The sequence below is a fragment of the Sporosarcina luteola genome (genome assembly GCF_023715245.1).
Classification (GTDB): Bacteria; Bacillota; Bacilli; order Bacillales_A; family Planococcaceae; genus Sporosarcina; species Sporosarcina luteola_C.
Genome location: NZ_JAMBNV010000001.1, coordinates 721,625 through 745,865 on the forward strand (window position 1 = coordinate 721,625; position 24,241 = coordinate 745,865).

Annotated in this window: 17 protein-coding genes; all 17 read left to right on the forward strand. The window is 46.9% G+C overall.

Annotation, left to right across the window (positions count from 1 at the left end):
• Positions 1 to 14 precede the first annotated feature (14 nt).
• The 17 genes from M3152_RS03320 (at position 15) to M3152_RS03400 (ending at position 24,049) form a co-directional block, all read left to right on the forward strand.
• On the forward strand, positions 15 to 722 hold the full coding sequence (locus M3152_RS03320; protein WP_251693776.1) for a PIG-L deacetylase family protein: 708 nt from the start codon (positions 15 to 17) through the stop codon (positions 720 to 722).
• Positions 723 to 752: 30 nt separating this feature from the next.
• Positions 753 to 2,315: a beta-N-acetylhexosaminidase gene (gene nagZ / locus M3152_RS03325; RefSeq protein ID WP_251693777.1), complete on the forward strand. Its 1,563-nt coding sequence runs from the start codon at positions 753 to 755 to the stop codon at positions 2,313 to 2,315.
• Between the two features lie 112 nt (positions 2,316 to 2,427).
• Positions 2,428 to 3,585 carry an anhydro-N-acetylmuramic acid kinase gene (locus M3152_RS03330; protein WP_251695233.1) on the forward strand — a complete coding sequence of 386 codons (1,158 nt, stop codon included), beginning with the start codon at positions 2,428 to 2,430 and terminating at the stop codon, positions 3,583 to 3,585.
• Between the two features lie 208 nt (positions 3,586 to 3,793).
• Positions 3,794 to 5,119, forward strand: coding sequence for an extracellular solute-binding protein (locus tag M3152_RS03335; RefSeq protein WP_251693778.1), 1,326 nt, complete (start codon positions 3,794 to 3,796; stop codon positions 5,117 to 5,119).
• Between the two features lie 92 nt (positions 5,120 to 5,211).
• Positions 5,212 to 6,165, forward strand: a complete 954-nt coding sequence (locus M3152_RS03340; RefSeq protein WP_251693779.1) for a carbohydrate ABC transporter permease — start codon at positions 5,212 to 5,214, stop codon at positions 6,163 to 6,165.
• Positions 6,166 to 6,179: 14 nt separating this feature from the next.
• Positions 6,180 to 7,151, forward strand: a complete 972-nt coding sequence (locus M3152_RS03345) for a carbohydrate ABC transporter permease (RefSeq protein WP_251693780.1) — start codon at positions 6,180 to 6,182, stop codon at positions 7,149 to 7,151.
• 2 nt (positions 7,152 to 7,153) lie between these two features.
• Entirely contained in the window at positions 7,154 to 8,320 is a 1,167-nt protein-coding gene (locus tag M3152_RS03350) for an exo-beta-N-acetylmuramidase NamZ family protein (RefSeq protein WP_251693781.1), read from the forward strand.
• Positions 8,321 to 8,331: 11 nt separating this feature from the next.
• Complete coding sequence (gene murQ, locus M3152_RS03355) at positions 8,332 to 9,240, forward strand: N-acetylmuramic acid 6-phosphate etherase (protein WP_251693782.1); 909 nt, start codon at positions 8,332 to 8,334, stop codon at positions 9,238 to 9,240.
• Positions 9,241 to 9,256: 16 nt separating this feature from the next.
• The gene (locus M3152_RS03360) at positions 9,257 to 10,207 is read left to right on the forward strand and encodes a GNAT family N-acetyltransferase (RefSeq protein WP_251695234.1); all 951 of its coding nucleotides are present in this window, start codon (positions 9,257 to 9,259) and stop codon (positions 10,205 to 10,207) included.
• Between the two features lie 19 nt (positions 10,208 to 10,226).
• On the forward strand, positions 10,227 to 11,105 hold the full coding sequence (locus tag M3152_RS03365) for a MurR/RpiR family transcriptional regulator (protein WP_251693783.1): 879 nt from the start codon (positions 10,227 to 10,229) through the stop codon (positions 11,103 to 11,105).
• Between the two features lie 17 nt (positions 11,106 to 11,122).
• Positions 11,123 to 12,274 carry an N-acetylglucosamine-6-phosphate deacetylase gene (gene nagA, locus M3152_RS03370; protein WP_251693784.1) on the forward strand — a complete coding sequence of 384 codons (1,152 nt, stop codon included), beginning with the start codon at positions 11,123 to 11,125 and terminating at the stop codon, positions 12,272 to 12,274.
• The gene (nagB, locus tag M3152_RS03375) at positions 12,271 to 12,996 is read left to right on the forward strand and encodes a glucosamine-6-phosphate deaminase (RefSeq protein ID WP_353056602.1); all 726 of its coding nucleotides are present in this window, start codon (positions 12,271 to 12,273) and stop codon (positions 12,994 to 12,996) included. The genes nagA and nagB overlap by 4 nt, the downstream gene beginning before the upstream one ends.
• A gap of 33 nt (positions 12,997 to 13,029) precedes the next feature.
• Positions 13,030 to 14,127 carry an ABC transporter ATP-binding protein gene (locus tag M3152_RS03380; RefSeq protein ID WP_251693785.1) on the forward strand — a complete coding sequence of 366 codons (1,098 nt, stop codon included), beginning with the start codon at positions 13,030 to 13,032 and terminating at the stop codon, positions 14,125 to 14,127.
• Between the two features lie 595 nt (positions 14,128 to 14,722).
• Positions 14,723 to 16,468, forward strand: a complete 1,746-nt coding sequence (locus tag M3152_RS03385) for an AAA family ATPase (protein WP_251693786.1) — start codon at positions 14,723 to 14,725, stop codon at positions 16,466 to 16,468.
• 392 nt (positions 16,469 to 16,860) lie between these two features.
• Positions 16,861 to 21,393, forward strand: a complete 4,533-nt coding sequence (locus M3152_RS03390) for an endonuclease (protein WP_251693787.1) — start codon at positions 16,861 to 16,863, stop codon at positions 21,391 to 21,393.
• 473 nt (positions 21,394 to 21,866) lie between these two features.
• The gene (locus tag M3152_RS03395) at positions 21,867 to 23,279 is read left to right on the forward strand and encodes a vWA domain-containing protein (protein WP_251693788.1); all 1,413 of its coding nucleotides are present in this window, start codon (positions 21,867 to 21,869) and stop codon (positions 23,277 to 23,279) included.
• A gap of 179 nt (positions 23,280 to 23,458) precedes the next feature.
• Positions 23,459 to 24,049 carry a hypothetical protein gene (locus tag M3152_RS03400; RefSeq protein ID WP_251693789.1) on the forward strand — a complete coding sequence of 197 codons (591 nt, stop codon included), beginning with the start codon at positions 23,459 to 23,461 and terminating at the stop codon, positions 24,047 to 24,049.
• Positions 24,050 to 24,241: the final 192 nt, after the last annotated feature.

The window sequence follows — 24,241 nt, forward strand, 5'->3', positions numbered from 1 at the left end:
AGGGGGAAATTGATATGCAGAGTGTCTTAATTGTCGGAGCGCATTGCGGGGATGGGGAAATCCAGGCTGGAGCAATCGCCCATAAATATGCGCAAGCGGGGTATCGGGTGACGTTCCTTCATTTGACAGCCGGAGAGAAGGGGGCACCGCCACATTTGGACGTGGAAGCTTACCGCCAGCAAAAGATCCGCGAGGCTGAGAAAGCAGCGGCGATTTTAGGCGGAACGAGCATCACACTTGCGCACCGGGATGCCGAGTTGACATTCAATGAAGAAATCGTTAAAGAAGTGGCGACGATTTTTCGGCGGGAGAAGCCGGAATTCGTCATTACACATTGGGAAAACAGCATGCATCCTGATCATGCACTTTGCCAAAAGATTGTACAGGATGCATGGCTGAAAGCTTCCCTGCCCGGATTCGATCTTGATGGACTGCCGCCGCACGGTTTGCGACGCGTGTTCCATAGTGAAAACTGGGAAGATATGGACGGGTATGAGCCGGACATTTACGTCGATGTGACGGATTCATTCGACGTCTATTTGGAGGCGTTATCCTGTTATTGGTTCATTATGAATTCTACGAGCTTCCGTTACTACGATTATTATAAGGCGCTTGGAACGATGCGCGGCTGTTTGGCTCGCACGACGTATGCGCAGACATTGAAGAACTCGAGTGGGCTGAATGTGAGAAGGGAAGGACATATTCCTGGATTCCCTATTTAAGGACAAAAAGAGTTTAAGAGGGGGAGCATCATGAATTTGCAAAAGAAGGTTGGCCGATTACTGATCGCCGGATTCAAAGGCATAACGATGTCGGAAGAAATTAAACATATGATACACACATATCATATTGGAGGAATCATCCTGTTCGGGAGGAATATCGGCACGCCTGAAGAAATCCTCGCCTTGACGAACAGCCTCCAAGCGGAAGCGAGGAAGGCCGGGTATGAAACCCCTTTGCTCATCTGCATCGATCAGGAAAATGGCGTTGTCAGGCGATTGGGCGAAGGGGCGACGATTATCCCTGGAGCAATGCTGCTCGGAGCGACACATGAATCAACGAACGCAAGGAAAGCGGGCTTCATGACCGGAAAGGAATTGAAAGCGCTCGGGATCAACTGGAATTTGGCGCCTGTCGTGGACGTAAACAATAATCCGGAAAATCCCGTCATCGGCGTCCGTTCTTTCGGGGAAATTCCTGTTGACGTTGCAGAAATGGCGAAGAATTCCATGCTTGGCATGCAGGAGGCAGGGGTCATGACGACATTGAAGCATTTCCCGGGTCACGGCGATACGAGCGTCGATTCCCATCTTGACTTGCCGGTAATTAATCATGAACTTGAGAGGTTACATGCTGTTGAACTCGTGCCATTCAAGGAATGCATGGCGGCTGGAGCGGATGCCATCATGAGTGCACATGTCTATTTTCCGGCTTTGGAGAAAAAGGAGAATGTACCGGCGACGTTATCACACTCGGTCATGACGGGACTTCTCCGGGAAGAGCTTGGATTCGATGGCGTCATTACGACGGACTGCATGGAAATGGACGCGATTGCGAAGAGAATCGGCACGGTGGAAGGGTGTGTGCAGGCGGTCGAGGCGGGGGTGGACTTCGTCATGGTGTCCCATTTGCATCATCTGCAGGAGCAGGCGATACTCCGATTGGCGGAAGCTGTCGAGAGCGGTCGGATTTCCGATCGGCGGATTGATGAATCGATAGAAAGGATCGAAAAACTCGCGCGGAAGTACACGTCATGGGAAGAAATCGATTCGAACAACACAGTTGCTGAATTTGTCGGCTCCCAGAAACATCATGATGAAATGAAAGAGATTTACCAACAAGGTATAACGGAAGTGAAAGGTCCAGAGATTCCAATCGAACCGGATGACCGTGTACTTCTCATCCATCCGAAAAACGAATACGCGATGATGGTGGAGGATAAACGATATGCGACGTTGACGATGGCGGAGCAATTGAAAAAGATTCACGGGAACGTTGTATCGGTGGAGGTCGATAAGGAAACTCCGGATGATGTCGACATAAAAGGCCTCGCGAACGAGTATGACCATATCGTCGTACTGACGTTGAATGCAGATAAGCATGAAAATCAACGGCAACTCGTCAATGAATTATTGGCTAGCGGAAAGCCGGTCGATGTCATTGCGGTCCGTTCGCCGTATGACGCTGCGTTTTTCCCGAATGCGAATCGGGTGATCTGCACATACGAGTTTACGGAATCGGCGTTTGAAGTCGTCGCTGCGTATTTGACAGAAAAAACATCCATCAATGGTAGGTTACCAGTAACTATTGAATGAGTGAAAATTCTTTTTATAAAAATAAATTAGTATTGATATTTAATTTCAGAACGGCTAAAATTGAAGAAAGCGTTTGCAAAAGATACTGGAAAGGAGTATGCCCGTGAAACCAATGCGTGTGTGTGGATTAATGTCAGGGACATCCTTGGATGGCCTCGATATCGCAATTGCCGATTTCTCGCATGAAGAAGGACAACTGCGGCATAAATTGATTCATTTTACGACAATCTCTTATGACGATGGACTTAAGCAGGAACTGCATAAGTTGATGGATTCGGCGGCGCCTTTGCATCTTGTATCCTCTATGAATATGTATCTGGGGGAAAGCTATGCAGGTTCGCTTACGAAAGTTTTACAGGAAGCGGATATCGGTTTGGAAACGATCGATCTAATCAGTTCGCACGGTCAGACGATTTGGCATGAGCCTTCGGTTGAACCCGATCGTTCGTATGCTCGTCCGAATACGATGCAAATCGGTGATGTCGGCGTGCTGGCGGAGCTTACGGGTAAAACCGTCATCGGGGATTTCAGGACTCGCGACATGGCTGCGGGCGGGCAAGGCGCACCATTAGTACCGTTTGCGGACCAGGTTTTATTCCAATCGGAAACGGTCGGGCGCGTCCTTCTGAACGTTGGCGGCATCGCCAATTTGACAGTGCTGCCGCGGTTCGGATCGGAGCAGCCGATCGTCGCCTATGACACTGGTCCCGGAAACATGGTGATCGATGCTTGTGTTGCTCGGCACACCGGCGGGAAGAAATCATTCGATAAGGATGGCGAATTGGCGAAGGGCGGAACGGTTGACGATGAATGGCTGGATTGCCTGATGTGTCACGAGTATTTTGCCGCATCTGCGCCGAAAAGCACCGGAAGGGAATTATTCGGGACCGTTTTCGTTGACGCATTCTGGGCGGAAGGGGATGAGCGCGGGCGATCATCCACCGATAAAATCGCGACTGCAACGATGCTGACGGCAAAAACGATAGCTACAGAGATTCAAAGATATATACAAACGCATGACGTGAAGGAAGTGATCATTAGCGGAGGTGGAGTGCACAATCGGACGTTGATGGGATTCCTGAAGGCGCAGCTGCCTGAAGGCTTAGAGTTCGCGACAACAGGCGATCTAGGAATCGATGCGGATGCGAAGGAAGCTTTCGTATTTGCATTGCTTGGCTATTTGGGCATCCACAAAAAGCCGAATTCATTGCCGGCGGCGACGGGTGCGGGGAAGGCGACAGTTATGGGGAAGATTGCTCACGGCGGTTGAAGCGTTTATGCGTGCATTTTGAGATTTATGCGTGATTGGCAGCGTTTATGCGTGATTTCCACGATTTATGCGCATTTGGCCGTGCTTATGCGTGAATCCTGCGATTTATGCGTGTTTGACGGAATTTTTGCGTATTTGAACAAGACTTTTACCTGCTGGGAATAAATAATGGGGAAGTTCACTAGAAAAATAAATAGGGGGTCAAGAAATGAAGAAAGTTTGGAAAAAATCCGCTCTTGCGGCCTTAACATTAGGGCTTGCAGCAACAGTGCTTGCAGCTTGCGGTGATAAGGAAGAAGCCGGAAATGCTGAAGAGTTCAAAGGGAAAATCACTATTTGGGATGGACCAAGATGGCCAGACGCGGACGATAACAAGTTCCATTGGCTAGAAGAGAAGATTAAAGAATATGAAGAAGCCAATGAAGGCGTTGAAATCGACTTGGTGCAAGTACCATGGGCAGAAATGGGAGATAAGCTTGGAGTCGCCATCGCAGGGAAGGCTTGGCCGGATATCGCACCTGTCGATATTAGCGGCAGTTCGGTAAGCATCGATCATATCGAGCAAGGCGTCGTTGAATCATTGGATCCATATTTCGATAAAGATGCGAAAAAAGACTTCTATGAAAATGCATTGGATGCATATACGTATGACGGAAAGCTATACGGGATTCCGAATAGTATTACGCTGCATACGATGCTGTTGAACTTGGATTTATTCAAAGAGGCTGGCGTTGAACCGCCGAAAGACGGTAAGTGGACGTATGATGAGTTTTTGTCAGCAGCAGAAAAATTGACGTTCGACCGGGATGGCGACGGCAAGACGGATGTACACGGCTTCTCGACGTACATCATGCCTGGCTATTATGAAGCATGGCCGTTCTTCTATAAAAATGGCGGATCGCCGCTGAACGAAGACTTGACGGAGTTCACATTCGATTCTCCTGAAGTGGTCAAGGCAATTCAAGATTTGGCTGATTTGAAATTGAAGCATAAAGTAGCTCCAGAAACGCATGGCGGCAATGACGTCGGCGGCACATTCCAAGCGTGGGCGAATGAAGAGCAGCGCACAGTCGCAATGCAGCCGTGGGCAACTTGGGCAATTGGTGCTGCGCAAGGCAAATATCCGACAAACTTCATGGTTGCTGAATATCCTTCCGGTGATAAAGATGCGTCTACTATCGGCGGTGTCGGCGGTTGGGTCATGATGCATCAGGAAGATGTAAACAAGAAAGCGGCTGTCGCTGATTTCATGAAATTCATTTCGACAGCTGATGAGCAGTACTTAATGGCGCAAAACTATGGTATCTTCCCGGCCCGCATCAGTGCTTCAGAAATGGATCCATTCAAAGACAATCCGGAAATGACCCGCGCGATGGAAATGTCCGACCAAGTCGTCATGCTTCCACGTCATCCGGAATGGAGAAAAATCGACGAAGCAATCCAAAATGAGCTGCAACTCGTGTTCAATGGTGAAAAGACCGCAGAACAAGCGATGGCGGATGCTAAAAAAGCAGTAGATAAGATTTTGGAATAACCGAAAACCAAAAAGTAGACCATATAGTTGAAAAATAGAATGGAGCAGGCTATGCATCGCGTACGCCTGCTTCACTTTTAGGGGGTGTCAACATGACTCAGATGCCTATGGGTGCAGTGCCAAAAAAGAAGGACGAAAAACTGAAAGTAATCGGGAAATCGAATGGGAATCCGAAAAAGTTATTCTACGAGGTGAAGCGGAATTATAGCGCATATCTCTTCCTCCTGCCGAAGCTCATTCTTTTCACGCTTTTTGTTGCAATCCCTGTTGTGTGGGCATTCGTCCTTTCCTTTCAGAAATACAAGATTTTCGGCAGTGAATTTGTTGGGTTCGCGAACTACATAAAAGTGTTCGAGAGCGATGCATTCCGTATTGCATTGAAGAACACGTTGCTCTTCACGGTCGTGACGGTTCCGTTTGGCGTCATAAGCGCCCTCGTGCTTTCCACACTCATTTTTGAATTGGGTAAAGTGTCTCAGAGTCTATTCAGGTCGGCGTTCTACTTGCCGACGGTCACTTCGATGGTCATCATCGCGATGGTGTGGCGCTGGATGTATAATTACGATTTTGGCCTTTTCAATTATGTGTTGGGCTGGTTTGGCGTCGGTCCCGTCAACTGGCTCGGACAGTCAAGTACAGCATTGTGGGCATTGATTATCATGCAATGCCTCATTCCGTTCGGCGTCGGGATCATCATGTATTTGGCTTCGATGGGATCAATCTCTCAATCACTTTATGAAGCCGCGCGGATGGATGGAGCCAGCCGGTTCAAGCAATGGATCCATATTACGATCCCTTTATTGAAACCGACGACGTTGTACTTGGTGCTATTGAGCACGATCGGTTCATTCCAAGTATTTACGCAGATCATCATGATGACAGGGGGAGGACCAGGGAGCGCGACGGAGACGCTCGTCCATCTCATTTACAAAACGGGCTTCCGGGATTTTGAATTCGGTTTGGCAGGGGCCCAATCAGTCGTTTTATTTGTCATTATCCTCATCTTTTCTGTCATCCAATTCCGGGTGCTTCGCCATGATGAGTGATTGGGGGATAGGAAATGAAGAAAAAACCGCTTGATCGTTTAAATAAACTGATTATATTCGGATTGCTCACTGTTTTCGCTGTTGTTTCTTTGCTTCCTTTATATTGGGTGTTCTCGACTTCCCTTCAATTAAGCAGCTATCAATCCCAAGACATGGAGCGGCCGGTTTCGTACGTCGATTCCAATCCGCCGAAAATGTATCCGATGGGGATCCCGCTTTATTTCAAACATTGGGGCGAGGCGAGGGAAGCGGCGAAAGCGGGAGATGCCAAAGAGGAAGAATACCATCGCGACATGATGGACCATATCGTTTCAAATTCGTTCGGAAGCTTCAAGAACTTGTTCAAGAAGCACGATGTCGGGAAGTGGTTTTTCAATAGTATTTACATTGCAGTCGTCGTTACGATAGGCATCTTGCTCATCGACTCAATGGCGGGATATGTTCTGGCAAAGAAGAAGTTTCCGGGGAGGAACCTAATCTTCTGGATCATCATTTCCACGATGATGATTCCCGGTCAAGTGACGCTTGTGCCGCTGTTCATCATGGTCGGGAACCTTGGCCTCATGGATACGCATTGGGCGTTGATCCTACCCGATCTTTCGATGGTGTTCGGCGTATTCCTCATGAGGCAGTTCATGTATTCCATTCCGGATGAATTGCTGGAAGCTGCACGAATGGACGGCGCAAGTGAATGGCGTACGTTTTGGACTGTCGTCCTGCCCCTTGCAAGACCAGGACTTGCTGCACTCGGCATCTTTACATTCATGAACGTGTGGAACTCGTTCCTCTGGCCGATTATCGTACTGAATACTTCTGAGCTGTACACTTTGCCTGTCGGGTTGAAAACATTGCAGGACGCAAACTTGGCCAGCTTTAAATTGCTTATGAGCGGTGCTGCGGTTGCGGCAATTCCTATGATTATCGTCTTCATCCTATTCCAACGCTATTTCGTCAAAGGCTTAACACTAGGCGGCGTGAAGGAATAATGATGGAGCTCAATCAAGTGAAACTTGGCGTTGACGTTTTTTTTGACAGGAATCTGTCGGAGTTGAAGGGAAAGCGGATTGGTCTATTGACGAATCAAACAGGTGCGAATTCCGATCTTATCTCTACAATCCGATTATTCCATGAACATCCGGAGCTGCAGCTGGCAGCCCTCTTCGCACCGGAGCACGGGCTGTTGACGAATGCGAAGGAAGGTGAAAAATTCACTGATGCCGTCCATCGTTCAACGGGCATTCCGGTATTCAGCTTGTACGACAAGTCGAAGAAACCGACAGAAGAGATGATGGGGCAAGTAGATATCGTCGTCTTCGATATACAGGATATCGGCGCAAGATATTACACGTATATCTACACGATGGCCTATATGATGGAAGCTTGCGCGCGAATGGGGAAAAGGATGATTATCCTTGACCGGCCGAATCCGATTGGCGGAGAGAGAATCGAAGGGAGTGTAGTCGATCCGGATTTCACATCGTTTGTCGGACTTTATCCAATTCTGAATAGGCATGGTATGACAGTCGGTGAGCTTGCTTCCTATTTTAATGAAGAGTTTCACATCAGATGCGAGTTGGAAGTCATCGAAATGGAAGGCTGGAAAAGGTCTTTATTCCACACGGAGACTGGCCTTCCGTGGATTCCACCTTCGCCGAATACGACAACGCTCGATATGATGTTGTTGTATCCGGGTACGTGTTTAGTGGAAGGGTTAAATCTTTCGGAAGGGCGCGGGACGACACAGCCGTTTGAAATTATCGGGGCTCCTTTCATTGACGGTGAAAAGTTGCAGGACAACGTAAATTCGCTCGGATTGGAAGGAATCCGCGCACGCGCACTCGCTTTCACGCCGACATATCAAAAATACAATGGACAGCTTTGTGAGGGAATCCAGCTTCATATTACAGATCGCCAGGCGTTCAAGCCGGTTGAATCGGTCATCCAAGTGCTTGCAGTCATTGCATCAGTGTATGCCGAGAAAATCAAGTTTTTGGAGTACGGCAATTTGCGGCATCCGATGTTCGATCTGCTTGCTGGAAACGATGTATTGCGTCGCGGTTTGCTAAAAGGGGATATTCATCCGTTTTTACAGCAATGCAAGAGGGATACAGAGAGATTCATGGAAACGAGAGAACGTTACTTACGATATAGATAGGAAGGCGGACGATGGAAAAATTATCACTTCTGACGACTGAAAGATCCAATCCGAAAACATTGCGATTGGATGAAATGTCAATCGCAGACATACTGAAAACGATGAATGAAGAGGATCAGACTGTTGCCATCGCTGTCCGTCAAGTAATCCCGCAAATTGAAAAGGCGGTTGAAAAAGTGGCGGAGGCTTTTAAAAATGGCGGCAGGCTCCTTTATGTAGGTGCCGGAACGAGTGGGCGGATCGGCGTCATGGATGCGGTGGAATGTCCTCCCACATTTGGTACTTCTCCAGATCTCGTCAAGGCAGTACTTGCTGGAGGAGAAGGAGCGATGTATGAGGCTGTTGAAGGCGCCGAAGACGATGAGGCATTAGGAGCGAAGGATTTGGCAGACCTTCACATAAACTGTCAGGACGTCATCATCGGCATTGCAGCTAGCGGCCGGACCCCTTATGTGAAAGGGGCTCTCGTGTACGCTAATTCATGCGGCGCAACGACTGTCAGCCTTTCCAATAATGAAAACTCGCTTATCAGTAACTTTGCGGATATACCGATCGAAATCATCACCGGGCCAGAAATATTGACAGGATCGACACGGCTTCGTGCAGCAACATCTCATAAAATGGTGTTGAATATGATTTCGACGACGGCAATGGTGAAGACTGGCAAAGTGTATCAAAACTTGATGGTCGATGTGAATGCGAGCAACTTTAAATTGCGTGAGCGTGCGAAAAAGATGGTTTGTACGATTACCGAAATGGATGAAGATAAAGCTGAATCCGTACTGCAACAGACCAGCTATAACGTGAAGCAAGCCATCGTCATGATTCTTGCGGAAGTTGATCAAGCTCAAGCTCAAGCTTTAATTGAGGCAGCGGATGGTTTCGTAGGCAAAGCTGTTAAACTAGCTTCTACAAAGTAGGGGAAGAAGGGTGATCATGATGTATCGCGCGTTTCAAAGCGGGGATGAAAATGGGATTGTCGGATTATGGAATGATGTATTGATTCACGACCCGATTCATAAAGATCGTTTTAGGACACAAGTATTGCTCGATGCGAACTTCGATCCTGCAGGCCTGATCGTTGCTATTGATGGAGAGCGGATTGTAGGAGCAATCATGGCTATTACACGAAAGCTGCCGATGATCGGAACTGAACTTGAACCTGATACAGGATGGATCACCTTTTTCATGGTGCATCCCGATGTCGGAAGGCAAGGGATTGGCCACGGACTTATGGAAAGGGCTTGTGATTACATCCGGAGTCAAGGAGCGGAGAAAGTGTTCTTCTCTTCTTACGCACCGAATTATTTCCTTCCAGGAATCGACGAAGCAGCCTATCCAGCCGGTTTCGAATTCCTCCAGAAAGAAGGGTTTAAGCGTGCTTATTCACCGGTAGCCATGCATCGGACGTTGACAGATTATGTATATCCTGAAGCCGTCAAGGCAGTGAAAGCGGAGCGTGAGCAGGAAGGATACGTATTTGAAACCGTTCAAGACGGCGATTTACCTGCTGTTATCACTTTCGCCAATACAGTTTTCAATCCTGATTGGGGCCGTGCGATTCGCGAAGGTTTATTGCAAGGGATTGATCCTTCCCAAATTCTCATTGCTAAAAAGCAAGGAAAAGTCGTCGGTTTCGCGATGTACAGCGGCTATGAAGGGATTCGGGAACGTTTCGGGCCTTTTGGTGTGGATGATAACGAGCAAGGAAAAGGGCTTGGAAAGATTTTATTGCACGAGGCCCTTTATTCAATGAAACAGAGGACGATCCAAGGGGCATGGTTCCTCTGGACGAGTGAAAAGAGTTTAGCGGGACATTTGTATTTGAAAAATGGATTCAAGACATACCGGACATTTCACGTGATGGTGAAGGACTTGGCGGAATGAAGAAAAAGGAGGGATGGAAATGGCAATTGCAAGTGGCGGCTTAGTGCTGCTGAAAGAAATGAGGCATGCGCTCCCTCCTTCGGAACAGAAAATTGCTGACTATATTTTAGCGAACCCGGAAGATATCGTAACGATGACCGTTTCTGAACTCGGGGAAGTGAGTCAAACGAGCGGTGCTGCTGTTACGAGGCTATGCAAATCACTGCAATTGAAAGGCTTCCAGGAATTGAAATTACGGATCAATGGCGACCTTGGACGGAAACTGGAAATTACAACAAGGGATATTCAGCCGAATGAACCGGTTGCAACGACAATCCAGAAGGTGACGGAGCAGGCAGTTCATACTTTGCTGGAAACTGCTGAATTGCTTGATCCGAAACAATTGGAACATGCTGTCGATGCGATTGTCCAAGCGAAGAATATCCACTTTTTCGGCGTGGGGGCTTCCGGGATTGCCGCAATCGACGCTCAACAGAAGTTTTTGCGGATCCATAAAGCTTCCACCGTGAGCACGGATTTACATATGGGGGCAACCATCATGGCGAATGTCGACGAGGAGGATGTCGTCGTCGGCATTTCTTTCTCAGGAGCGACGTTTGAAGTTGAGAGAATCCTCGAGCTAGCGCAAGCGAACGGAGCGACAACGATTAGTCTGACAAAATTCGGGCAGACGCCAATTTCGCGGATTTCGGATATACAGTTGCATACGTCGCCGGCGAAGGAAGCGAATTTCCGGAGTGGCGCGACCTCGTCAAGGCTTGCCCAGCTGCATATTATGGACATTCTATTCATGTCTGTAGCCTCGAAGCAATTTGATACGACGATCACTTATTTGGATGCAACGCGTGAAGCGATTGATGAAATCCGGAACGAGACATTCAAGAAACGAAAAAGATAATTCGGGAGGTGACAGCTTTGACGTCATTGCTAATTCATAACATCCAAATCGCATTGCCGGACGGAAGAGTGATGGACGGCGAGATTGTTGTGGAGAACGGTATGATTGCAACTGTTTCCGAAGTCGCAAACGTGGATTTCTCGGGAAAACGGATGGACGGTCAAGGCTGTATCGCGCTTCCCGGATTCATTGATATCCATATCCATGGAGCGGATGGCGCCGATTTCATGGATGGTGATAATGGTTCATTTGAAAGGATTGCAAGCGTATTGCCGAAGGAAGGGACAACTTCATACCTCGCAACGACGTTGACACAATCCGAAGATGATATTGCGAAAGCCGTCGATGCAGGCAGTAGATTTATGGAACAAAATGAAACAGGTGCTGAAATGCTCGGGTTTCATTTGGAAGGTCCTTTTATTCATCCCGAACAAGCAGGTGCGCAGCCAGTCGAATTTATCCAAAAGCCTTCCTTTGCGCTTCTAGGAGGGTGGTTTGGTAAAGAACTTGGCCATTTGAAAATTGTTACGCTCGCCCCGGAATGTGATGAAGGGCTAGATATGACTAGGCGACTCACTGAACGTGGCATCATCGTTTCAGCAGGACATACAAAAGCATCTTTCGAGGAAGTGAAGAATGCGGTCAATCATGGACTGTCACATCTAACCCATTTTGGCAATGCGATGAGCGGCTTGCATCATCGTGAAATCGGAGTAGTCGGAGCCGGTATTTTGCTAGATCAGCTTCATTGTGAAGTGATTGCGGATGGGATCCATTTGTCTGAGGACATGCTGCGCCTCATCTATAAACGAATCGGACCTGAACGTATAATCCTCATTACAGATTCGATGCGGGCGAAAGGCTTGCCGGACGGATCGTATACGTTGGCGGGTCAGGACGTGAAAGTGGTTGGTTCGAAAGCGACATTAGCTGATGGAACATTAGCGGGCAGTGTTCTGAAAATGGATGAAGCGGTTCGGATGATGAGGTCCATTGGCGCTGACTTGCCGAATTTGATAAGAATGTCTTCAGCCAATGCGGCAAAACGGTTAGGTGTGTTTGACCGAAAGGGAAGTATCGAGGTAGGGAAAGACGCTGATCTCGTGCTCGTGAATGCTGATTTTGAAGTCAGGACAACCATTTGCAGGGGGATGGTGAGCGTCCCGTGAATGAAGTTTATGAGTTTGAATGGGTTGAAGTGGCTGATTTTGATGATATGAGCAGCTATGCCGCAGAATTGTTTGAACGTCAGTTGCTCCGAAAGCCGGATAGCGTTTTAGGCCTTGCAACAGGGGCAAGTCCTATTGGGTTTTATGAAAAGCTTGTAGAACGGCATGCGCAAGGAACGTTTTCCTTTGCGCAGACATGGACGTTCAACTTGGATGAATACATCGGGGTTGAGCCTTCGCATCCGACGAGTTTCCATAATTATATGAAGGAACATTTATTCGAAAAAGTCAATTTGCCCGTGACCAGGAGGCATTTGCCCGACGGAATGGCTGACGACTTGAATGAAGCATGTTTACGATATGAAATGATGATACGTACTAGTGGCGGAATTGACATGCAATTGCTTGGCATCGGGGTGAACGGCCATATCGGTTTCAATGAACCGGGTACGTCGTTCCATTCTCGGACGCATATCGTCGACCTTGCGGAATCGACACGTAAAGTGAATGCGAAATATTTTCCTTCCAAGGAGGCTGTTCCAAGGCAGGCGATTACAATGGGCATCCAAACAATCCTCGAGGCAAAGCAGATCGTCCTTCTTGCTTTAGGAGAGCAAAAAGTCGAAGCGGTGGAGCAGTTGAAGAGAGGCGTTATATCGGAGGATTTTCCGGCGAGCTGTTTGCATAGACATCCGCATGTCACGGTATTCTACGGGAAGTAAGCAGTCAACGAAGTAATTGAGGGGGGATTTATGATGGCTGAACTGAAATTGACCAATTTGACGAAGGAATATGACAAAGGTGTTGTTGCCGTCAAAGACTTCAATTTGAATATAGAGGATAAGGAATTCATCGTTTTCGTAGGACCTTCCGGTTGCGGAAAATCGACGACACTGCGAATGATTGCCGGACTGGAAGATATATCAGACGGCGATTTTGAAATCGACGGCAAGCGGATGAATGATGTCGCTCCGAAAAATCGAGATATCGCGATGGTGTTCCAAAACTATGCGCTATATCCGCATATGACTGTCTATGAAAATATGGCATTCAGTTTGAAGCTCCGCAAAGTGAAGAAGAAGGAAATTGAAACGAAAGTCCAGGAAGCCGCCAAAATCCTAGGATTGGAGGATTATCTGGAACGCAAACCGAAAGCTTTGTCGGGTGGACAGCGTCAACGTGTCGCATTGGGCCGAGCGATTGTACGAGATGCGAAGATTTTCCTCATGGATGAACCGCTTTCCAATTTGGACGCAAAACTCCGGGTACAAATGCGCGCCGAAATCCAGAAGCTGCATAGACGTCTTCAGACGACGACGATTTATGTGACACACGACCAGACCGAAGCGATGACGATGGCGACACGTCTCGTCGTCATGAAGGACGGCTATATCCAGCAAGTCGGGACGCCGAAAGAAGTTTACGATTTCCCGATAAATGTATTTGTCGGCGGCTTCATAGGTTCACCGGCTATGAATTTCTTCAAAGGTACGATGACAGAAGAGGAATTTGCCATTGGGGACACGAAGGTTTTCATTCCGGAAAGGAAACGCGATATGCTTAAAGGGAAAGGATATGCTGGGAAGGAATTGATTCTCGGTGTCCGTCCCGAAGACATTTATACGAAAGTGTCTGATATCGAATCAAACGCGAAGGCAACTTTCCAAGCGACAATCGAAGTGGCGGAACTGATGGGAGCGGAAACGTATTTATACGCTTCATTGAACGGTTCCGACTTCATCGCAAGAATCGATTCTGACACATCGATCCGCCCGTCGGATACGATACCTCTAGCATTCGATATGGAGAAGGCGCATTTCTTCGATGCTGATACGGAAGAACGAATTTATTGAAGGAATTGGAAAAGGGTTGCTCTCACGAATGAGAAGCAACCCTTATTTTTATAGTAACTTTTATTGTTGAAGTTTATGTCCATCTAAAGATCCGTGATCCGGATTCTATTGAAAATGATCAATGCCGCGGTCATTTTCCACTGGGTGTCTTCTATCCTTAAGCAACGCAAGCCCTACCATCTCTTGCGTCCTTGCGACCCTTTAGCCGCGCCAGTGTGAATAAGTGTCCTCAAAAACAGTACGTAGAATGCCAAGTCAATTTAAAAGTTACTATGGCGTTAACTGATTTAGTATAGCATGGATGGAGGTGGATAGCAAGAGTAAGTTTTTTTCGCATATTTCCCGAGAAATAATCAAAATTCGACATAATAATGTGAAGCTTGTAAGAAATAGTTAATGATGTAGCGGATAGTCAATCATTAGTTGGTAAAATTGTATATTTTTATTATGGACTATAATAAGCTAGGCGGATAAAGTGCGCAAGCAAGCCAGTTAACGTAATAATATTGTCACTATTTCTATATCTTTCTTCTTGTTCAAATGGCTCTTTTTCTTATATAATAATAGTATCTTTAATAAGGGAGTTGGGGATGGCTTGAAGCCTAAGTCTACATTTGCAACGAAGATTGTCGTCCTTGTCATTTTAGTCATTGGAATCGCAACAAGTGTCGGATGGTACGTTGTCTCGGGTGCAAATAAAGGAATGGATATGTCGTTTACTGAATTTGAGAAGACGATCAAGGCTCAAGAAGGCCAATCCTTGTCTCTGAAAGAGAAGGCTGATGGCACTTTGCAATTAAAGACGCAAGATGGGCTATACGTGACCCAGGTCCGCCCGCAAAGCCAGCTTGCTGAACAATTAGTTGAAAAATATAACCTATCCTATACATTTGCCGATGCAAGCCAATACAATGGCCTGTTCATCGGTGGTTTGATACTCGCATCGTTTTTGACATTGGTAATTCTTCATAAGAAAGGGAAGCTCGGGGTCGGCGTTTCTTCGATGAAGAACGGGGCTTCGAAAGCGACACCGCTTCCGGAAATTACACTTAACGACATCGGCGGGCTTCCGGAAGAAATGAAGGAAGAGATTCACCAGACGCTGTCCATCATTAAAGATCCGAAAAAGGCAACACAAGTTGGCATCCAAGCGCCGAAAGGGATCCTTTTATACGGCCCTCCAGGAACCGGGAAAACATTGCTTGCCCAAGCAATCGCCCGTGAAATCGGAGCTACTTTCTATTCATCCAGTGGTTCTGCGTTTACGGAGCTGTTTGTCGGAGTAGGTGCTTCACGTGTACGTACTTTATTCCAAAATGCTCGAAAAGCTAGACCTGCCGTCATTTTCATTGATGAAGTCGACGCACTTGCAGGGAAGCGGAAAGAGCATGGCGGTGAAGAGTCCGAGAAGACTTTGACGGAGCTGCTCGTTCAGTTGGATGGCGGCAACGATAATGAAGGGATCCTTTTCATTGCAGCGACGAACCGGAAAGATATGCTTGATGAAGCGTTCCTTCGTCCGGGGCGTATCGATTATACGTTCAATGTACCGCTGCCTGACACACATGGCCGTCGTGAAATCATCGACATTCATACGAAAGGCCGGTTAATGGCAGAAGAAGTATATGCGTCACTCGATGTGTTAGCAGAAAGTACATCAGGTTTTTCGGGTGCGGAACTTAGTTCTTTATTCGAAACCGCAAGTAAACGGGCAATCCGTGACGGCCGTGAAAAGATCGGCAAAAGTGATCTCGATTTCGCGATTGACCGGACAATCCTCGGCAGTACATCGCGCACGCTGAATGATCCTGATACGAAAAGAAGGGTTGCAATCCACGAAGCTGGCCATGCATTAATTGCAGCTCTGACGAAACCGGGCTCCGTCCGGAAAGCAACAATCATTCCTCGCGGACAAGCGCTCGGATATGTGGCGCCGATCCAAAAGGAACTCCATTTGCAGACGGCGAGTGAGCTGCTTGACCAAGTGAGCATGATTCTTGCAGGAGGCGTTGCGGAGCGACTTTACCTCGGCGAGCATAGCATCGGCGTCAGCGGTGATGTCCAGCAGGCGAAGGAAATCATCGAGCGGATGGTCGACACCGGTTTGCTACAAGACAGTTTCATGCTGACGTTCAATAAAGGTGAAAAAGAGTTGAAGATGCAAGCTATTTTCGGCGTGGCACTGAAAAATACTGAAACGTTGATTCAGGAAAATGCTGCACAGTTCGAGGAGTTGGTCAATGTCTTGTTCCAAAAAGAGACATTGGACGGCTCAGAAGTACAGGAAATCGTCGATGGCAAAGGCGTAGAAGAAGTAAAAGAGCTTGTCATCATCGTTTAATAAGTGAAAAACTCCTTGGTCCGATTGGGCTAAGGAGTTTTTTTAATGCAATGAAAATGAAGTTTAATCATCATCTCCCTCAATGTAATCAATGAGCATCGCCACACAATCATTACCCCAAAAATCACAACCAACACGCCGGGCAATACAACCAAAATCCCTACAACCATTGTGTCTAATCTCACAAATCCATCAGATGCATACATGTCAAAAGTTTGGTTTAAAAGTCATGAAATATTGCAAAAAGTCGCATAGTCATGCTAATAACGCAGTGGTACGATAAATATGAAAACTTTTACTCTACTAACCTAGTGATGAAAGGGAGCGGTCACTGACGATCTACTCGCAATGCACCATACCAAATTTTTCAAATATGAAAGGAGAATGGTTTCATGCGGAGTAAGAGATGGAAGAAACGTTTGAACGGCTTTTTGGCGGCTGGGTTGGCAGTAACTATGGTTGTACCATCGATTCCAGCGGTAGTGAAAGCTGAATCGGTTGCTGCAGATCTGTTCATTTCCGAGTATATCGAGGGTAGCAGCTTCAATAAGGCAATCGAGCTTTACAATGGAACTGGACAGGCTGTTAATTTAAGCAATTACACGTTGGAGCTGTATGCGAACGGTGCAACTACCGCAACTGCCAAGCTGACGTTAGCTGGAACTTTAAACCATGGTGAGACGTACATCTTGTATCATAGAGATGCTGTTGCTGAACTAAAGGCTAAGGGCGATTTTGAGAATAGTAGCGTAATCAATTTCAATGGTGACGATGCGCTTATCCTCAAAAATGGCAGCGCGGTCGTTGATTCATTCGGACAAGTCGGAGCCCGTGCCAATTGGGGGACGGATGTGACGCTTGTCCGGAAACCATCCGTTGCAAGAGGGGATTCGACTCCTGGAGATGCATTTACCAGCGGTGACGAATGGATCTCTTATCCGAAAGACACATTCGATTATATTGGGTCGCATGAAATGGATGGGACACCGACGGATCCGGGAGAGCCAGGAGATCCGGATGATCCGGGCGACATTTCCACTATCGGTGATGTACGTTCCAAGGCGCTCGGGCAAACGGTGACGATCCAAGGAACCGTTGCAGCCAAGTTAAAAAATACGATTTCAGTCCAGGACGGAACGGGCGGAATCGCTGTCAGGCCGACAAGCTTGAACGTTCAAGTCGGCGACAAAGTGACATTGACAGGTACGCTTCAAGATTATCGCGGCTTACTCCAATTGGACGGGGCTACAATCATTGAAGTAACGAAAGATGCAGGCGCTCCGGAACCTATCGTCATTACAGGTTCAGAAGTCGGCGAAGCAATGGAATCCCAGCTCGTCACGGTCCAGAACACGATTCTTTCCGATGTACAAGCAGGCAGTGGATGGGCAAACTATATAGCGACTGACGGAACTGGTGACTTCCTCGTCCGTGATGAGACGGCGTCATTAGGACTCACTGTCGGGACAGCCTATGATTCGATCACAGGAATTGTTCAGCAGTTCGACAATGATTATCAAATCATCCCACGTTCAACGGTCGATATTGTTGTTGATAGTTCTGTCATCCAGCCGGTCGTTGCGAGTCCGGGAGGAGGCACGTTCGTTGGCGGTGTGAAGGTTTCATTGAAGACAGGCACGCCTGGAGCAAAAATCCTTTATACATTGGATGGTACAAGTCCGATCGAAAACGGTTCGACATACGCAACGCCAATTGATATCCAAGAAGATACGATAGTGAAGGCGGTCGTGAAAACGGATGACGACCGTTTCGGCGACGTATCGACTTTCTCGTATACGATTGCAGATAGCCTTAAAATCCATGATATCCAAGGGGGAGGCCATACATCTCCTTTTGACGGACAAACTGTGGAAGGAGTCGAAGGGATTGTCACTTATAAATATGAGCTGAACGGTTCCACTTATTATCATATCCAGACACCGGACGACAAACGCGACGGTAATTTAAACACGTCCGAAGCGATCGTCCTTTACAGTGGAAGGGATGCTTGGAACCTTTCCATTGGTGATCTCGTTTCCGTCACAGGATCAGTGAGCGAGTTTGCGATCGATGGATATGCGGATCGCCAGGAAACAGACTTGAAGACTACACAGATCAATGTCCGTGACGACCGCGGCGGAAATGTGCGAGTTCTTGAGCGCAATGTGGCACTTCCAACGCCGTTCACAATTAATGAAGGAAACTTACCGGGAGAGAAAATCGCAAGTCATCAGTTCGCTGAATTCGATCCTGCGAAATACGCGGCGGATTTCTGGGAAAGCCGTGAAGCGATGCTAGTGCAAGTCGGCAATGTGAAAGCGGTCGGACCTCAGGAACACGGCGATCTTGTTACAGTATTCGAAAATGCGGAGACGGAAACGTTGAATGGCGGAATTCTGTTGAAAGAAGACGACCAGAATGCGGAGCGGGTCCAATTCCGATTGGAGCCAAACGGGCCGGCACGTGATTTCGAAGTAGCGACGGGCGACCGTTTCGCGGGACCGATAACGGGAGTTGTCGGATATTCATTCCAAAACTATAAGATCTTTACGTCTTTGAGTGGCATGCAACAAGCACATTCAAAAGGCGATGCAGTGCCGGAGAGGACGACAATTGTGAAGGATGCGGACAAGCTGACGATCGCCTCCTACAACTTGGAGAACTTCTCGAACAATACAAAAACAACGTCAAATGATAAAGCGAAGAAACTGGCAAGGGCATTTGTTCAGGATATGCAAAACCCTGACATTATCGGCGTGACTGAAGTACAGGATAATAATGGACCTGATGCCGGCGATTCTCGCGCGAATGAAAGTTATGAGCGCCTTATCCAAGCGATCATCGATGCAGGCGGAGTGCAGTACGAATACGTCAATATCGACCCGGTGAACAATGAGGATGGCGGACAGCCGAATGCGAATATCCGTGTCGGGTTCCTTTACAATCCTGCACGCGTTTCATTGACGGAAGGCATGCCAAAAGGGGATGCGACGACTGCGGCTCATTATGAGAACGGCAAGCTGACACATAATCCGGGACGCATCGCCCCGAATGACGCAGCATTCAACAGTAGCCGGAAACCACTCGCTGCGCAATTCGACTTCCAAGGCGAGTCGGTCATTGCGATCGTCAACCATTGGAATTCAAAAACGGGTGATACCCCATTATTCGGCTCCAAACAGCCGCCGGTCTATGGCAGTGAAGTGCAACGGAAACAGATTGCACAGCTCGTCTATAATTTCATTTCCGAAATCAAAACGGATAATCCAGATGCAAACATCGTTTCTCTTGGAGATTTCAATGACTTTCAATTTGCGGATGCTTTGAAGATCCATGAAGGCGAGCTGATGACGAATATGATCAACCATGTCGACAAGGCTGACCGCTATTCGTATGTTTTCCAAGGGAACTCCCAAGTGCTCGACCACATTCTTGTGTCGAATAACTTGGCGGATCAAACAGAAATCGATATTTTGCACATCAACGCAGACTTCACGGATATGGCTGGACGTGCAAGCGACCATGATCCGGTCATGGTGCAGATCGGTTTCGAAGCGCCAGTCGTATGGGAGCCTGTTCCGATCAAAAAAGTGTACAACCTTATCAATGAGCATAAAAAGCAAATCATGATTGCGGAGCCGAGCGTTTCTGTCTATATGGATGCGCAATCATCATTGAAGGACGGCATGTACTTGAAAGGGGACTATGCCGAGCTGACAGGTGAAGGATTTAAAACGAACACTGTCATCTTGCAACCAAAGAAAAAAGGTTTGATTGTTGATATGAAAGGTACCGAAATGGGTCATGTAATCGTGGAGGGTACGAACCCACTCGAAATTAGAGGCGCTGAAAACATTAAGCGAATCGACTTTGTCAAAGGGGCAGACGCTTCAAAAGTCATCTTCTACAATTCGAAAGGAAAGCGGATCGGCGTACCGACGCTGAATAATGCACCAATCGTCACGAAGCTAATCCCGAATCAGGAAGCGAAAGCCGGGGAGACGATTTCAATCGTCCTCTCCGGACATTTCAGTGACCCGGACGGTGATAACCTGACATATTCCGCTACGAAAGGGACAGTCGATCTAACTAAGAACGTCTTGAACTTACAGTTGGAAGAAGGCAGCCATATCGTTGGAGTGACGGCGACAGATGGCGATAAATCCGTAACGGCGAGCTTCTCGGTCACAATTACGAAAACGGAAGTTCCTGCAGACGGCTATTACAAAAATGCAATCGGCAAGGAAGGGCAGGAATTGAAAGCGGCGCTTCACGATATCATTTCCGACCATAGCCAGTTGTCCTATGCAGAAGTATGGAATGCGCTCAAGGAGACGGATAAAGATCCGAACAACTCGAACAACGTCATCTTGTTCTATTCAGGTGAATCACGCTCCAAAGATCGGAACGGCGGGAATGTCGGCGACTGGAACCGGGAACATGTATGGGCAAAATCGCACGGCGACTTCGGCACGAGCATTGGACCTGGAACGGATATCCACCATTTGCGTCCGACCGATGTCCAAGTGAACAGCGCACGCGGCAACTTGGACTTCGACTATGGCGGAAGTGCAGTGAAAGGCTGTGACGGCTGCTTTAGGTCCACTAACTCATGGGAGCCGCCCGATCGCGTAAAAGGCGACGTAGCAAGGATGCTCTTCTACATGGCAACCCGCTACGAAGCGGGCGACAAAGTGGACCTTGAGTTGAATGAACTGCTGAACAATGGCAGCAACCCATACCACGGAAAGCTTTCCGTCCTATTGGAGTGGCATGAGATGGACCCAGTTGATGCATTTGAAATGAACCGCAACAACATCATCGAACAATGGCAAGGCAACCGCAATCCGTTCATTGACCATCCTGAATGGGTGAAGTCCATCTGGAAAAAAGCCGGTTCAAACAATTTGCAAAAAGCTTCATAATCAAAACGTGAGACCAGAGGATCAACTTTCCTTTGGTCTTTTATTATCGTCTTCAAATACTTTGCATCTTACAAAATCTACCCTAAAAGCAATTCATCCTTCCTACAAACAAACAAGAACATCCATCCTCCATTCATACGAAAAAAGCAACCTAGCTAGCATTACCTTAGTCTTGAATTCAATTATCTTTAATTCTAGACTTTCAAAAAATGGAAAATGGTTCATAAGTTGTGAACAACAAAGGAAAACATGATTTTATGCCTTGATTTCCGCCCTAGGACTTCAACGGAAACATTATTGGAAAAACTTTTATCCCTGTCCTTTACCTTTGGTCCGGTGACTAATGACTCAGCATCGATCGAGCTCATCTGTAACGGTTTTGACATACTATCGACACAATGATATTAATTTAATAACATAGAATCTGCCAATGGTAGGGGAATAACACTAATTGAAATTGAAAAGGAGTAACTATGAATAGAAAAAGATATGTTGCATTCATCCTCACGCTCATGATCCTTTTACTGGCAGCTGCATGCAGTGACAAGAAGAATGAAAACGAAAAAGTAGTAGCAGATGAGCCGACATCATCAGATGCAAGTGTAGACGATGGAGAAGGCGACGAAAATTCAGCAGATGAGGAAGCCAAGGAGAACACAGTTGAGGAAGTGGCTGCGGATCCGCTTCCTCAATCATTGGCGGAACTTGAAGAGTTGCCTTCCGGGTATACGGGGTTTATTTCCATCCTTGATGAAGATGGACAGAAGAAAATCGATGAGTTGACGGCGCATTTACCTGACATTTCAGGTGAACGTTCCGAGAACGAATTGGATCATTATTACAATGGATTATTAGCAGTTTTCCAGCAAGATTTCAAAGGGCCGGATGAGTTGATTGCCAAATTGAAATTCCAATCGATCGGCAGCCCGGATATTGATAATCCAAGAATGCAATTCAAGGAAAATATGAATGTCCTAGTCATTTTAGACGGCTCAGGCAGCATGGGGAAAAATATTGGCGGCCAAACGCAAATGGAAGCGGCGAAAAAGGCAATTGTCCAGTTCGTCGGAAATTTGCCGAAGGAAGCGAATGTTGGTCTACGCGTCTACGGACATAAAGGGACTGGTAGTTCTGCCGACAAGGCGATGTCTTGCTCTAGCAGTGACTTGCTCTATCCACTGCAGCCATATGAAAAAAATGAATTCAAACAATCCCTTGATCAAGTGAAGCCAGCAGGTTGGACACCGACTGAACTTGCTATATCGGAAGCACAGAAAGACTTGGCTGGTTTTGATGGGGAAAATAACACAAATATCGTTTATCTCGTCAGTGACGGCATATCGACATGCGATGATGATCCGGTTGCGGCTGCGAAAGCTCTATATGATTCCGAAATAACACCAATTATTAACGTCATCGGATTTAATGTCGATAATGAAGGGCAGCGCCAATTGAAAGAAGTGGCGAAGGCGGTTGAAGGGACTTATCAAGACGTTCAGGATGCTGCTTCCCTCCAAAAAGAATTGGATCAGGCGAATGAAGTTGCAAAGCAATGGGCTGAATGGAAAAAACGCGAGTCACAAAGTCTTAGCCATGAAAGAATAAAAAAGGATCTGGAAATATTTGTTTTTGATAGTCAGCAATTCTCGAAGATTGTAGACGAGCGACAACAAGTCGGCTTCACTTTACAATATCTGTATCAGACGAAAAAAATCATGTCGTCTGAAAGCTATGATTATCTCGTAGAGAAAAATACAGAATATCATAGATGGGTGCAAACCCAATATGATGAACTCAAAGCTGATCTCGAGAATATGAATGAAATGCAATACAGTGAAGCAATCCAAGCTCTTGAAGAAAAATATTTACAAAACACTCCTGGCTAGGAACGGTTGATGTGAAGGAATTTATTACCCGTAGTGAAGCCATCAATCATCTTTTTCTTTCTGAATACTGTACTACTTTTACGTTCTCTTCGTCGGCCAATTGTATGTATATCCAAAATAAAGACAACCGGGAAGTTATAGCAGAGGCTTGAGTATCGTGAAAAGGAGATTGACGAATCATGTCACAAACCAATGTAACCAATCCGATAGCAGAGAAACGTCTCGGATTTACGATTACCTTGCATCTGTTTTTACTAGTGGGAGCAAGTTCCTTCCCGGAAGGCAGTTTTTTCTTTTGGCTCGCAATTACTCTTGGAGTAGAGGCTTTAATCGTTTTCCGTGTCCTTACGATGTGGAATCGATACAAATACGATACAAAGCGCTACTATTCTATCCAAGCGTATTGGATGCTGATCGGATTTTCAATTTACACGACACTGCCCCTTGTGAGAATAAGCTATGGAACAATCGTTTTCTGGCCACTTCTTATTGGCACTGTACTACTCTTCTCATTAGGACATCTATTGAAGGAGAGAATTGGAGAAGTCTTTGTAAATCCGCGTAAACTAAAGGAACTTGTCATGTGGCCCACGGCGCTTGCGGGGATTGTCCTTATAGGCATCCTGGTCATGGCGGTTTTACGGTTTCAATCAGTGCATCCGAATGTAGGGATCGCTGTTTTCTTATACATGCTCGGCGGGTTTTCAATATTTTTAGCAAATCCATTTTCACTACCGGAAGATCGAATAGAGAAGCTGAAGGGTGACTGAAGAAGATTAACTTGTATGAGTAGTGTCAGCTGAGAATTACTGGAAAACAATATTATGAAAAGTTGGTTGAGGGTCTAAGTAGTAAGGAATGCCATTTAATCAAGTGGAGACGAAGTGAGAGCGTGAAATAGCGGGGAGTGAACAATAATACTAGAACAAAATGTATCCGAACCAATTGCAGAAACACGTCTT

Bases quoted from the DNA above. Each gene is read 5' to 3' on its own strand.
- M3152_RS03320 (WP_251693776.1), top strand. From the start codon at position 15: ATGCAGAGTGTCTTAATTGTCGGAGCGCATTGCGGGGATGGGGAAATC.
- nagZ (WP_251693777.1), top strand. From the start codon at position 753: ATGAATTTGCAAAAGAAGGTTGGCCGATTACTGATCGCCGGATTCAAA.
- M3152_RS03330 (WP_251695233.1), top strand. From the start codon at position 2,428: ATGCGTGTGTGTGGATTAATGTCAGGGACATCCTTGGATGGCCTCGAT.
- M3152_RS03335 (WP_251693778.1), top strand. From the start codon at position 3,794: ATGAAGAAAGTTTGGAAAAAATCCGCTCTTGCGGCCTTAACATTAGGG.
- M3152_RS03340 (WP_251693779.1), top strand. From the start codon at position 5,212: ATGACTCAGATGCCTATGGGTGCAGTGCCAAAAAAGAAGGACGAAAAA.
- M3152_RS03345 (WP_251693780.1), top strand. From the start codon at position 6,180: ATGAAGAAAAAACCGCTTGATCGTTTAAATAAACTGATTATATTCGGA.
- M3152_RS03350 (WP_251693781.1), top strand. From the start codon at position 7,154: ATGGAGCTCAATCAAGTGAAACTTGGCGTTGACGTTTTTTTTGACAGG.
- murQ (WP_251693782.1), top strand. From the start codon at position 8,332: ATGGAAAAATTATCACTTCTGACGACTGAAAGATCCAATCCGAAAACA.
- M3152_RS03360 (WP_251695234.1), top strand. From the start codon at position 9,257: ATGATGTATCGCGCGTTTCAAAGCGGGGATGAAAATGGGATTGTCGGA.
- M3152_RS03365 (WP_251693783.1), top strand. From the start codon at position 10,227: ATGGCAATTGCAAGTGGCGGCTTAGTGCTGCTGAAAGAAATGAGGCAT.
- M3152_RS03380 (WP_251693785.1), top strand. From the start codon at position 13,030: ATGGCTGAACTGAAATTGACCAATTTGACGAAGGAATATGACAAAGGT.
- M3152_RS03390 (WP_251693787.1), top strand. From the start codon at position 16,861: ATGCGGAGTAAGAGATGGAAGAAACGTTTGAACGGCTTTTTGGCGGCT.
- M3152_RS03395 (WP_251693788.1), top strand. From the start codon at position 21,867: ATGAATAGAAAAAGATATGTTGCATTCATCCTCACGCTCATGATCCTT.
- M3152_RS03400 (WP_251693789.1), top strand. From the start codon at position 23,459: ATGTCACAAACCAATGTAACCAATCCGATAGCAGAGAAACGTCTCGGA.